The sequence below is a fragment of the Bacillus vallismortis genome, from assembly GCF_040784915.1.
In the GTDB taxonomy this organism is placed as follows: Bacteria; Bacillota; Bacilli; order Bacillales; family Bacillaceae; genus Bacillus; species Bacillus subtilis_G.
In genome coordinates, this window is record NZ_CP160797.1 from 2,049,900 (window position 1) to 2,062,373 (window position 12,474).

The 12,474-nt window shown below is 40.4% G+C and carries 14 protein-coding genes and 1 pseudogene; 12 read left to right on the plus strand and 3 right to left on the minus strand.

Going from position 1 to position 12,474, the window contains the following annotated elements:
* Positions 1-108: 108 nt before the first annotated feature.
* Positions 109-312 (minus strand): spore coat protein CotC, encoded by a 204-nt coding sequence (cotC, locus tag ABZM97_RS09925; RefSeq protein ID WP_087991446.1) that lies wholly within the window; start codon positions 310-312, stop codon positions 109-111.
* A 263-nt stretch (positions 313-575) separates the two neighbouring features.
* Positions 576-671 (minus strand): annotated as a pseudogene (locus ABZM97_RS09930) (SRPBCC domain-containing protein); the annotation flags it as partial.
* A 135-nt stretch (positions 672-806) separates the two neighbouring features.
* Between ABZM97_RS09930 and ABZM97_RS09935 the strand changes: the two are divergent.
* The 11 genes from ABZM97_RS09935 to ABZM97_RS09985 all read left to right on the plus strand — a co-directional run bounded on the left by ABZM97_RS09935 (position 807) and on the right by ABZM97_RS09985 (position 11,380).
* Positions 807-1,067 carry a hypothetical protein gene (locus ABZM97_RS09935; protein ID WP_087991445.1) on the plus strand — a complete coding sequence of 87 codons (261 nt, stop codon included), beginning with the start codon at positions 807-809 and terminating at the stop codon, positions 1,065-1,067.
* A 22-nt stretch (positions 1,068-1,089) separates the two neighbouring features.
* Positions 1,090-1,278 (plus strand): hypothetical protein, encoded by a 189-nt coding sequence (locus ABZM97_RS09940; RefSeq protein WP_087991444.1) that lies wholly within the window; start codon positions 1,090-1,092, stop codon positions 1,276-1,278.
* Between the two features lie 160 nt (positions 1,279-1,438).
* Entirely contained in the window at positions 1,439-2,629 is a 1,191-nt protein-coding gene (gene chrA, locus ABZM97_RS09945; protein WP_087991443.1) for a chromate efflux transporter, read from the plus strand.
* 241 nt (positions 2,630-2,870) lie between these two features.
* Entirely contained in the window at positions 2,871-4,439 is a 1,569-nt protein-coding gene (locus ABZM97_RS09950; protein WP_087991442.1) for a spore germination protein, read from the plus strand.
* A 27-nt stretch (positions 4,440-4,466) separates the two neighbouring features.
* Positions 4,467-5,558 (plus strand): spore germination protein, encoded by a 1,092-nt coding sequence (locus ABZM97_RS09955; protein ID WP_087991441.1) that lies wholly within the window; start codon positions 4,467-4,469, stop codon positions 5,556-5,558.
* On the plus strand, positions 5,548-6,759 hold the full coding sequence (locus ABZM97_RS09960) for a Ger(x)C family spore germination protein (RefSeq protein ID WP_087991440.1): 1,212 nt from the start codon (positions 5,548-5,550) through the stop codon (positions 6,757-6,759). Before ABZM97_RS09955 ends, ABZM97_RS09960 begins: the two co-directional genes overlap by 11 nt.
* 156 nt (positions 6,760-6,915) lie before the next feature.
* Positions 6,916-7,722 carry a hypothetical protein gene (locus ABZM97_RS09965; protein WP_087991439.1) on the plus strand — a complete coding sequence of 269 codons (807 nt, stop codon included), beginning with the start codon at positions 6,916-6,918 and terminating at the stop codon, positions 7,720-7,722.
* A gap of 4 nt (positions 7,723-7,726) precedes the next feature.
* Complete coding sequence (locus ABZM97_RS09970; protein ID WP_333516207.1) at positions 7,727-8,347, plus strand: DUF4166 domain-containing protein; 621 nt, start codon at positions 7,727-7,729, stop codon at positions 8,345-8,347.
* Positions 8,341-9,981 carry a YndJ family protein gene (locus ABZM97_RS09975; RefSeq protein WP_367387459.1) on the plus strand — a complete coding sequence of 547 codons (1,641 nt, stop codon included), beginning with the start codon at positions 8,341-8,343 and terminating at the stop codon, positions 9,979-9,981. Before ABZM97_RS09970 ends, ABZM97_RS09975 begins: the two co-directional genes overlap by 7 nt.
* A gap of 94 nt (positions 9,982-10,075) precedes the next feature.
* Positions 10,076-10,390 (plus strand): hypothetical protein, encoded by a 315-nt coding sequence (locus ABZM97_RS09980; RefSeq protein ID WP_367387460.1) that lies wholly within the window; start codon positions 10,076-10,078, stop codon positions 10,388-10,390.
* A gap of 231 nt (positions 10,391-10,621) precedes the next feature.
* The gene (locus ABZM97_RS09985; RefSeq protein WP_087991435.1) at positions 10,622-11,380 is read left to right on the plus strand and encodes a poly-gamma-glutamate hydrolase family protein; all 759 of its coding nucleotides are present in this window, start codon (positions 10,622-10,624) and stop codon (positions 11,378-11,380) included.
* Between the two features lie 26 nt (positions 11,381-11,406).
* Here the strand turns inward: ABZM97_RS09985 and ABZM97_RS09990 are convergent, their stop codons facing one another.
* A complete protein-coding gene (locus ABZM97_RS09990) occupies positions 11,407-11,859 on the minus strand; it encodes a YndM family protein (RefSeq protein WP_087991452.1) in 453 nt (150 codons plus the stop codon).
* 177 nt (positions 11,860-12,036) lie between these two features.
* On the opposite strand from ABZM97_RS09990, the gene fosM reads away from it, so the two are divergent.
* Positions 12,037-12,459 carry a FosM family fosfomycin resistance protein gene (gene fosM, locus ABZM97_RS09995; RefSeq protein WP_087991434.1) on the plus strand — a complete coding sequence of 141 codons (423 nt, stop codon included), beginning with the start codon at positions 12,037-12,039 and terminating at the stop codon, positions 12,457-12,459.
* Positions 12,460-12,474 lie beyond the last annotated feature (15 nt).

Below are 12,474 nucleotides of genomic sequence, written 5' to 3' on the forward strand. Positions count from 1 at the left end.
TTAAGATCAGTCATTAGGCGTAAATAAAAAAGCAGCGAAAGTTGGTCAAACAAAAAAACCCGGCATTCAACCGGGGAAAAAGTGAAAATGAGGAGATGTTAATGGAATTTAGTAATGTTTCTTATGCTTTTTATACTCTACAACATAATCATAGTCTTTTTTGTCGTGGTCATAATATTTTTTGTCATAATCACAGTCGTAATCTTTTTTATCACGGTGATCGTAGTATTTTTTATCATATTCATAATATTTCTTATAATACGTTTTTTTGACCGTATAATACTCTTCTTTATATTTTTTGTAATAACCCATATATACTCCTCCTTTATTGTTCATACGCTTTATCATATGGCGAATTGATTGTGCGGCTTGGACAGTTACAATCATAGAAGGAAAAAAGGGCTGTCCAAAATCACTCAGAAAAATCCGATTTTTCATCGACCGCATCATTTATCTTATATTAGTTTATCTTCTATGTTTCTGAATCACTCTTTTTCTTACATTCTGAGTCAGTCTGCTGGTCGATTCTGATAAGGTTTATTCTGCACGAAGGGCGAAATGAAAACGAGGCCTTATGAAGAGGAGCCTGCCTCCCAGACTTTCTGAATAGGCGCCCCCAGAGTAATGTTTTCCGTAATATCTCGTAATGGATTTTCATGATTTTGATCCATTTCGTTTACCTCTTGACAGATGATGTTTTTTCAATTAAATCATATAATAACTAATAAGGTCATGGCCATCGCCATCGCTTTCATTATTTATTTGCAGTCAGTTCATGAACATTTCTGTCAAAGGGGGAGTTCTGCATGTATGAGAAAGAAAATACAGCGAGAGAGTGGAAAGTGTATATTTTCGTCTTTTTGTTTATGATTGTTTGTGCAGCTGCAATTGTTATTGGTGGAGAAAAAATCCGGTTCAACCAAATTGTTTTGCGAGGATTTGATGGGTTCATCAGTTTTGTTTTATTAGCCAACGTACTGTATTTCTGGAGGCGGAGCAAGGGGATCGCCTTTTTTTCAGGAGTTTTTGCTGTACTCAATTTCATGATGGTCATTTCTTTGAGTTAGAATCTAAAACAGGAGGTTTTTTATGCTTGGAAAAATCAAAGCAGCCATTGATAACAGTCCGGGAAAGCCGGCTAGGATTGTAGTCAGTGAAAAAACGTTTCAGCAACTGGAGAAAGAGATGCGTTTTGTTTACGTTTCTAAACCGAAAACGATAATGGGAACACCTGTGGAAGTGTCAGATCAGGCAGAAAGCTTCAAACTGGAATATTAATTGATTCCGAACTGAAAAAAGGCTCAAAATGAGCCTTTTTTTATCATATAGTTAAGATTCGTTATCATTTCAACCAAGCGCTTGCAAACATGGTTCAGTTTTTTATACTTAAGTGGAGTATTTCTGCTTTTTTAAAATGCTGAGAACATGGGAGGAAGCGATGCGCGAACATAAGAGCAACAGCTTTAAAACGCTGATAGAAATTTTAATTGTTTCAACAAGACTTGGGTTTACATCATTCGGAGGTCCCATTGCTCATCTGGGCTATTTCTATGAAGAATATATTCGCAAAAGAAAATGGCTTGATGAAAAAAGCTATGCCGATTTGGTTGCTTTGTGCCAATTCTTGCCTGGTCCGGCGAGCAGTCAAGTTGGGATTGGGATTGGTGTTATGCGTGGCGGGTTACTTGGCGGGATCGTTTCATTTCTCGGCTTTACGCTGCCCTCTGTTTTGGCACTGATCATATTTGCTCTTTTATTAAAATACACCAATATAGAGCAAGCCGGATGGATTCATGGTTTAAAGATCGTAGCGGTGGCAGTTGTTGCCCACGCTATAGCGGGAATGGCTCAAAAACTGACGCCCGATGTCAAACGAAAAACGATCGCATTGTTTGCATTGATTGTTTCACTTTTATGGCAAACCGCGTATACCCAAGCTGGCATTATCGTCATCTCCGCAGCGATTGGTTTTCTGGTGTTTAAAGAGTCTATCGACAAAAAAGAATCAGCTTTTCATTTTCCTATCTCTAAGACATTCGGAACCGTGTGTCTTTCATTATTTTTCGGATTGCTGGTTCTTCTGCCCGTCCTTCGAGAAACTGCGGATTTGCGTTGGCTTTCTATGTTTGACAGCTTTTACAGGGCGGGTTCCTTGGTTTTTGGCGGGGGACATGTTGTATTGCCCTTATTGGAACAGGAATTTGTACCAGCTGGAATGATCAGCAAAGAAGCATTTTTAGCAGGATATGGTGCAGCACAAGCTGTGCCGGGACCGTTATTTACATTTGCCGCTTATCTAGGTGCAGTCATGGGCGGCTGGCAAGGCGGAATGTTAGCTGCCATTGCCATTTTCCTGCCGGCGTTTTTGCTGATTTTAGGTACGTTGCCCTATTGGGATGTTTTGCGGAGGTACCCTAACCTAAAGGGAGCTCTTGCAGGCGTAAATGCAGCGGTAGTCGGAATATTAATTTCAGCTTTTTATTTTCCGATTTGGACAAGTGCGATTTTGAATCCAATTGATTTTGCGTTTGCGGCCGTATTGTTCAGTATGCTTGCTTATTGGAAACTGCCTCCGTGGGTTGTTGTGTTCACTGGTGTGATTGGCGGCTTTCTTCTGAACCTTCTTTAATCTTGATTTCTCTAAAGCGTGATGAAGATATTCATCATGCTTTTTTTATTGTCAAAAAAGAGGAACATAAAAAATAGATGTATGGGAAAAATAATCCTATTAGAGAGAAAGGAATTTACAGATGGATAATATGATATCAACACTTACTGACTGGACAGTATGGTTTCAAGCATTCGTTGTATTCCTCATTCCATATGCAATCAATAAAGTATTTACTTGGATTGAAAAATAAGAAGGTGCAATCATGAGGTGGCGGAACAATCAGCACAAAACACAGAAGCAGCATCAAGGCTCAGATCAATCTAAAGCTGAAAAGCCGGATCAAGAAGTGTTAACCGGTAACTTTGGGTGCGACATTGAGCTATTCAAAAGAAAAATCGGGCATAACGGAGACGTTCATATCCGGGAATTTGAGATCACTCATTTACATGTGAAAGCAGCATTGATCTTTGTTGATGGACTGTCTGATCAAGATTCGATTAATAAAGGAGTATCAGCGTTGCTGGTCATGAATCAGCCTAATCAGGTAAGAGAGGACATTTCTCAATCGGGCAAAGGCATTTTAAATTCGCAGGATATAAAGAATCAAATCGGATCAATCTGTGATGTAGTAGAAGCAGAAAAAATCAGTGATGTCGTGCTGGATGTTTTCATGGGTTCAACAGCGCTTCTTATCGATGGAATGCCGCAGGTCTTTCTTCTGGGAACCATAAAGAAACAAAATCGAAGCATTGAGGAGCCGCTATCAGAAGCGCTTGTCAGAGGGCCGCGCACGGGCTTTACAGAAGAGTTGAGTACGAATACAGCTCTTTTAAGGCAGCAAGGAAAAAATGATCAATTAACATTTCAGAGATTTGAAGTAGGGACACGGCTAAAAAAGGATTTAATCATCGCTTATATGTATGACATAGCAGATCCAGAAGTGGTCGAGGAAGTAAAAAAAAGAGTGAAAGGAATTGAGATCGATCATCTGCCTGAATCTGGATATGTTGAACAGCTGATCGAGGATAATTATCTCAGTCCCTTTCCGCAAGTACAAAGTACAGAACGGCCTGATCGCGTCATCAGCGGATTAATGGAAGGCAGAGTAGCCATTCTGCTTGACGGCACCCCGTTTGCTTTGCTTGTTCCGGTCACTTTCAGCATGGTGCTTCAATCGCCTGAAGATTATTATGAACGGTGGTTCCCAAGTTCATTTATCAGATTACTGAGGTTCATTGCAGCAATCATCACGTTATTTGCACCGGCTTTATATATATCATTTATTTCTTTTCATCCAGGATTAATTCCAACCAAACTGGCAATTTCAATTTCCGGGACGCGTCAGGGTGTTCCATTCCCATCAATCATTGAAGCTTTATTTATGGAAATTGCGATCGAAATTTTACGAGAAGCGGGGCTTCGTCTGCCAAAACCCATCGGACCTGCGATAGGCATCGTTGGCGGGTTAATTATCGGGGAAGCAGCTGTGCAAGCGGGCATTGTCAGTCCTATTATGGTCATTGTTGTTGCGCTCACAGCAATCTCTTCATTTGCCATCCCGCATTACAGTACAGGCATCGCACTTCGGATGCTTCGGTTTGGCGCGATGTTTTGCGCGGCGGTGTTTGGGTTATTTGGAGTTATTATGTATTATCTGCTGTTAAGCAGCCATGTCGTAAAGTTGAAAAGCTTTGGTCTTCCATACGCAAGCCCAGCGGTCCCTTATTATGTGAAAGATTGGAAAGATTTTATCATCAGAATGCCTCTCTTAGTCATGAAACGCAGACCAAAAATTATGAATACAGATAATGCAAAACGGGTGAAATGACGACTTCGACAGGATGGTGATAATCTCATGTCCAGCCCAAAGAGTAAAATTACAACCGCACAAGCAACGGTGATCATTATTAATTATATGCTCGCTGCAGGAGTTCTCACGCTCCCTCGGACAGTAACAGAACAAACAAAATCACCTGATGGATGGATTTCCATTTTATTAGGCGGGGTTATCGCGATCATTGCCGGAATAGTCATCGTGAAATTAAGCCAGCAGTATCCTGAGGAGACGTTTTATGAATATGCTGGTCATATTGTAGGCAAATGGCTCGGCGCTTTAATCAGTCTCATTTTCATTACTTATTTTTTAGCTCTCGGTGCCTTCGAAGTGAGAGTCATGTCAGAAATTGTTGTGTTTTTTCTCCTTGAAGGGACGCCATCGTGGGCGATAGTCATGACTGTTCTTTGGATCGGGCTTTATTCAATTACACAAGGGCTCGATCCCATTGCCCGGCTTTTTGAAATGATCTTTCCGGTTACGGTCATCATCTTTTTAACCGTAGCGGTCATGAGTATAGGTATATTTGAGGTCAACAATTTACGCCCTGTATTAGGAGATGGAATCATGCCGGTTCTCAAAGGAGTGAAAACAACGGCCCTTTCGTTTACATGTTCTGAAATTATGCTTATTCTAGTAGCGTTTATGAAGAAGCCGAAAAAGGCGTTGAAAGCGGTTGTAATCGGGACAAGTGTTGTGACATGTTTTTATATTTTTACGCTGATTATGGTTATCGGTGCAATATCCGTTGACGGTGTTGTAACGAGAACATGGCCGGCACTTGACCTGATGAGAAGCTTTGAGATATCTGGTTTAATATTTGAACGATTTGAATCATTCCTGCTAGTCATTTGGATTATGCAGCTTTTTGCCACGTTCATTATCACTTTTTATGCAGCTTCTTTAGGAGTCTCGCAAGTTTTCAAAAAGAAACCCGTTTCATGTATGTTTTGGCTGCTTCCTGTTGTTTTTATTCTCTCTTGCATGCCCAAAAATGAAAATGATGTGTTTATTTTGGGCGATATGGTCAGTCATATGGCTTTGTATATATTTGGCGCTCTGCCGATTTTGCTTTTAGTCATATCGAAATGGAGGAAAAGAGGTGAAACGTAAAATCAAACATCCAGTGTCCGCTATTGTCATCGTATGTTTGTTTATGATTTGTGTAACAGGGTGCTGGAGCAGCAAGGAAATAGAAGAGCTTGGTCTCACATTTGCTATCGCAATTGATAAAGGAAAAGCAACAAATACTGAAAAAGAGTTAAAAGAAGAGGGAGGGAGCTATCCAAAACAAGACAACCTTACACTGACCTATCAATTTGTTAATGAAAAAGTGGTAGGTGCGGGACAAAACGGAGGAGGCGGCGGACAAGGAACGCAAAAAGCGTATCAAAATATAAGTGAAACAGGTGATTCGTTACAACAGATTGGGAGCGAGGTTGCGTTAAGAAGGGATCGTGAAGTGTTTAGCCCGCATTTAAAAGTGGTTGTCATGAGTGAAGATGTATTGCGTACATATCCTATCGACAAAATGCTGGATCAATTTTTTCGTGATAATGAAATCAGGCTGAGCTGTCTTGTTTTATCTGCAAAAGGGAAGGCGAGAGATGCCCTCAAACTGAAAGAGAGTGATGAAATTCCGGCATTTCGGCTGACTGGATTAGTTGAGAATGAACATAAAGTTTCCAGAATACTTCGCCCTGTAACACTCGCGAAACTAATCGGTAAACTGCATTCCGGCAGCAGTTTTTTACTGCAAAATGCAGTCTCGGCAAATGGAGCGGTCAAGTATTCCGGATCAGCGGTTATTAACGGGAAGTCTAAAAAAATGATCGGCTTTTTAGATGAATATGAAACGGAGGGAATTGCTTGGATTGCCGGAGGAGGAAAAGGCGGAGTTGTAAAGTGCTATGATAAAAAGAGCCAGCAGATTATCGCGTACGATATCAATTATATAAAAAGTAAAATCAAGCCTATAATAAAAGGAACGGATATATCATTCCATGTCGATATTGAATCGGAAGGGGATTTGGTTGAAAACTGGAACACAAATGAGACGTTGGACACACAGTTTATAGAACGTCTTGAAAAGAATATTGAAAACGAAGTGAAAAAAATAGTCGGTCATGTATTAAAAAAAATCCAGCAAGATTATAAAGCTGATGTTGCGGGTTTTGATGAATCATTAAGACTTGAACATCCGGACTTATGGAAAAAGGTGAAAAAGAACTGGGATGACACCTTCAGTAAGGCCGACATCACGTACAGTGTAAACACCACAATTACTCATTATGGAACGGTTAAAACTCAGTAATGAATCAAATAGATTTTTAAAAAGAAGAGAAAGAAACATCTCTTCTTTTTCTTATGCATTTTTCAGGATGAAGATACTTTTTTGGGGGTAAATGCATTTTTTAAAACAATCAATATGATAATATGAAATTGCTTAAAATAGAAGGGAGGAGGGGCTGTGAGACAGAAACCGATTTATGTAGAAATCGAAATGAGATCTGACCTGGATACGCTCTGGGAATATACGCAAACCCCAGCGCTGCATAAAGAATGGGATCTCCGGTTTTCAAATATCACATATTTGCCTAAGCAGCAATACCAAAAGCAGAAGTTTCTTTACGAAACAAGAATAGGTTTTGGGCTAAAGGTATCGGGTACAGGAGAAACAGTCGGTGTTTTCGACAAATATTCATCTGAAAGAGTTTCTTCACTGGCTTTTGGCTCTGATCATCCGTTATCCCTGATTAGGCGCGGTAATGGCTACTGGAAGTATATACAGCGAGACAACGGGAACATAACGTTTTTAACACAGTACCAATACAAAACAGCCTACGGACTGCCGGGAAGATGGATCGATCGTTTATTTTTTCGGCCGCTGCTTGGCTGGGCGACTGCATGGAGCTTTGATGTACTAAGGCTTTGGATTGAGCAAAACAAACATCCGAAACACTCCATTCGATCGGCTATCGTCTATGTGTTCATATGCTTATTTTTTAGTCTGTTTTGGTTTTATCAAGGCTTTACAGGTTTTGAAACAAGTATCTTTGCAGGAACAGCGAAGATAGGATGGGGTATTCTGTGGCTCATTCCATTAAAGAAAAAATGGATCATTCATGCAGTCCAGGCTTTTATCTATGCTGGATTCGTTTTTTTAGGTTCCGAGATATTATTATCAATTCTGTTGAGTGTGTTTTCTGCGGCAAGCGGCGTTCTTAATCTTCAGCTCCCTAGTGCCCGGCACACTAAACGAAAGAGAAAGAAGTGACATTGTGAATACGATTTATGAAAAAACAATCAAGAACTATTATTTGCTGCATCCCAAGCTGCAAAAACGATATCAATTAGACGAAGCTCATACATTCTGCGGGACAGGAACGATGTCAGAAATAAGCGGAGGCTCTTTTCTGGTCAGAATGCTGTTAAAGCTGGGTGTTTTTTTCAGGTGCTTCTTTTCAGAAAGAGGCAAAGACATCCCTTTTACGATACAAAATAGAACTTGTCTTATGAATCGGGATCATATCGGGATAGAATGGAATCGTACATTTTATTTTAAAGGCAATAAACGTTTCTTTGACGCGATCATGGTATACGACGAAAAAGAAGATAGAATACTTGATTTCTTCGGCAGACCTCATCTTCTGCTGTCTGTTTTAGCGTTCGAGGCATCTCCTGATGGCTCTCTTACGATTACATCGGGAAAGCAATGGCTATTGCTATGCGGAAAAAGAATACCGCTGCCAAAATGGCTGACGGGTACGTCCGTTGTTTGCGAAACGTTTGATGAAAGCAAGAATTGCTTCACCATTCAAGTGCATGTGCAAAATACAATTCTCGGCACTCTTTTCTATTATAAAGGAACGTTTCAGGAAGAAGAGAGAGAATCATGTTAAAACGAAATGGCATGATCAGTACGCTTTATTTTATAGGGTTTCTTGCAGCGGAAACACCCCATCTATCAGTGGCAGAGGCGCTTGTTTTGTTATCCATCCTCTTTTTCGTTCCGGGTATTTTTCCTTTTGTCTTTCATCAATCGCCGCTTCGGGCTGCTCAATATCTGGAATCTGGTTTCATACAGTGCTATCCGGCAGCCGCTTTCTTTGCGGTGCTGGCTCTTGTGACAGACATCGGGTGGTTCGCTCTGATCTGGTGGATCTACACTGTCTTTATGGCGTTGTACGCGCTCCTTCGCTTGCGGGATACAAAGATACATAGAATCGAAGAGACCTCAGTTTTGTTCGGGCTTATCTATTTGGCGGGGGGAGGGTTTTGGTTTTTTGCTTATGCTGCACATTTGCAGATCATGCAATTTGGCCCGCTTATCATTTTGCTGACTGCAGTCCACTTTCACTATTCAGCTTTTCTGATCCCGATCTTTAACGGCTTGCTCGGAAGAACCGCCAGAAATAATCGGATGTTGTATAGTTGGATAACATGGGTGATTTTGTTTTCGCCCATTCTTATCGCACTTGGCATCACATATTCAAAAACACTTGATGTCATTGCGGTTGGCATCTATATGGCGGCGCTTTATCTTCATGCATATTTGGTGTTTACCACAGCTTTTCGCAGCAAGACGGGAAAAATTCTTATTCGGCTTTCTTCTGCCGTTTTAATGTTAACGATCACTTTTTCGATGATTTATTCATTTGGTGTATTTCGGCAGGAAGTTACACTGAGCATCAATCAGATGATTTGGATTCACGGTTTTATCAACGCGTTTGCTGTGATACTGCCCGCTCTCATCGGATGGAGAATAGAAGATCCAAAGCCTTTTGATGCAGACAGCGTAAAGATATTCAGCCGGATCTACGGAAAAAGAAGGATTGGAAAAGCCTTTTTAGCTGACATTCAAGCTGAAAATAACGTTCAATACAGAGGGCTTGTGGATGATATGGAAAGCCTTCGTTCAAAAGATTTTTCACCCGAAAAACTGGCGCCGTTCATTCTATCGTTTTATGAACAAACCGTTGAGTATGACGTTAAAGCAAAAGTGACGTGGAGCACGTGGTTTCGGCCGCTTGCATTTGTTTACGAATGGTTCAGCAGAAAAATCGGCCAAATACATCTGTCGACGAACCCTGATTGGTATAGAATGTACAGCACGATAAAGGGTGTTCATTCGAAAAAAGACGGAAGAAAAAGAGTGCGTGCCTGGATCAGAACAAATGAAAAAAACGAAACCATTTTTACCGCTCTATATTCAGTGTATCGTTCAAATGAAGAGGGGTATATGAACATCTCTCTACCGCTTCCATTCAGCAGCATGACAGGCATTTTAAAGCCTTATCATCATCATGAGAAACTGGTTTTGACAAGCAGGCGGAGAAAAAACGGAGCTGGAGATGAGGGAATTTATCTGCAAACCAGAGCGGGAACTTGTCCGCTTCCTTTATCTGAGACCTTTCTGATAGAAGCTTCGCATGACAACAGATTAACCGCTGTTCATCATATGTGGCTGTTTGGATTAAAATTTCTAACTGTACATTACATTATTACATATTGTCGTCCAAATGAAAGAACCTAACACAAAGAAATGGCTTCGTCTGACAAGCTGTTTGACGATTCGATCAGCTGCATTCCAATTCTGCGCCGCATCTTAACGGGAAAGGAAGTGACTAGTGATGTTTTATATCAGTTTATTTCTGATTCTTTGGCTGGCTGCTGGATTTGCAGTGGGAATGAAACAAGTGTATGTCGATCAGCTGTTTGGTAAAGATGTGATCGAAAGGCTGGAAAAAGAGAAGGGGGATCACAAGCGTGCTGACCGGTTTATCAAACATCGTGTTCTTTACATCGCAGCAGTAACATTAAGCGGGTTTATCGCTGTTTATCATGAAGTGAAAACAATCCCGCAAAGGCGAAAAATAAGAAAAATCGAAAAAAATATCATGAAACTGAATGAAGCAAAAAAACGAAGAATCAATAGAAAATAAAAATGCACAGGCCAAAGAGCAGGTGCGTTTTTATTTTGGTTTGCTATGGGAATTGGGATACAGGCGGTGCCAATACCTTTTCATAAATTCAAAAATGAGAAGAACAGCGCCCGGGCTAATGGTATATAATATTGTGAATTTAACAAAAATTTAACAAGGAGGACGAGAGAATTCGTGCTAAAGCCTCAAAGAAACCGACATCCTGTTGATTTGGACTTAGAGGCGGAGTAGATGAAACCGGCCAAAGTATCCCTGCTCCGCCGTTTGCTCCATTCCTTGAAGCATGTTGATTGTAACATAGCCAAACGTTTCCCATCAACTCTTAAAATTGTAAAATTATTGATTGTTTTTGTGATGTTCATTCCGATTTCTTCAATTTACGCGGAAGATGTCTATCAGAATTTTGAGGAATTAAAAAACAATGAAAAGCCTTCAGATTACCGTATTGTTACGAAAGAAACCGGCAGTCCTGTCCTTATTTTAGCCATTCACGGAGGAGGTATTGAAGGCGGGACAAGTGAAGTAGCGAGAGAGCTCAACAAAGAGTCTTCGATGTATTTATTTGAAGGCTTAAAATCGTCAGGAAACTCTGTGATGCATATTACGAGTACGCATTTTGATGAGCCCCGGGCCTTGAGGATGACGGGAAGTCATGAATATGTCATTTCATTGCACGGGTATGCAGAAGAAGATCAGCAGATCGAAGTCGGCGGTACAGATCGCGTAAGAGCGGCAGATTTAGTTGAAGAACTGCAAAATGCCGGTTTTCCTGCTGTCTTGCTCAGTACAGACCATCCGCATGCAGGCGTTAGTCCGAATAACATTGCAAATAAATCAAAAACAGGTTTGAGTATCCAGATCGAAATGAGCACAGGTTTTAGAAAATCTTTGTTTGGCGTATTTTCTTTAAAAAGCAGATCTGTTACTCAAAATGAGAGGTTTTATGATTTTACCGAAGTGATGTCCCGTTTTCTGAAAAGTAACTACTGAAAAATAGGAGGCCATAAGCCGGCCTCCTATTCCTCATGCTTCTCATTGGTAACGTCAGGAAGCAATTCGTCTGCGGCTTCTGTTTGATATTGAAGGGTGTTATCCCTGGCTGTCAGTTCATTTCGGAAGGTTTCATCCAGCACATTCTTCAGCAAATACCGATGAAAAAAGTATTCAAAAACAGTAAGACAGACAGCGGAAAGAAGAGCGGCTGCAAACGGTGAGAAATCATTTCTTGTTTGGGTTAAAGCAAAGACCCAAATCATAACGAATGAAAGTCCAAAGTCAGCCAATGAAGCTATAATATTGTTTGTTCTCGGAAGGACGAGCATGTCACCGGAAAGGTATGAGACAAAACCTAAGAAAAGTGCAATAAACATCACACTTAGAAAGGATGCATAGTAGACCCTGTCCAATATTACATATAAAAGGGCGAGAGTGAAAGCAATCTTTGAAGAAAGTGCAATGAGATGTTTCATTTGATCACCTAAGTTGTTATTTTTAAGGAAAATCCTTTTCTTAATCGTTATCTTTGTTACAGTCATTATTTTAAACAATTCGATTTTGTTTACACTGGTATTTTTTTCTTGTTGCATGAAACCTTCTTGGTGCAAAAACGTACATATGGTTGATCAGCTTTAGAGGGGGAATTTATTGTGGAGATAAAAGGAATCAATCATTTGTTATTTTCTGTTTCCCATTTGGACACATCAATCGATTTTTATCACAAAGTGTTTGATGCCAAGCTGCTGGTAAAAGGAAGAACAACAGCATATTTTGATTTGAATGGCATCTGGCTTGCACTTAATGAAGAGCCTGACATTCCGAGAAATGACATTAAGGCATCATATACTCATATTGCTTTTACTATTGAAGATCGTGAGTTTGAGGAAATGTCAGCAAAATTAAAAAGGCTTCATGTCCATATACTGCCTGGAAGAGAACGAAATGAACGCGATCGAAAGTCTATTTATTTTACCGACCCAGACGGCCATAAATTTGAATTTCATACCGGAACCCTTCAAGACAGGCTTCGTTATTATAAACAAGAAAAAACGTATATGAAATTTTATGATTGAAACGGCCTCGAGATA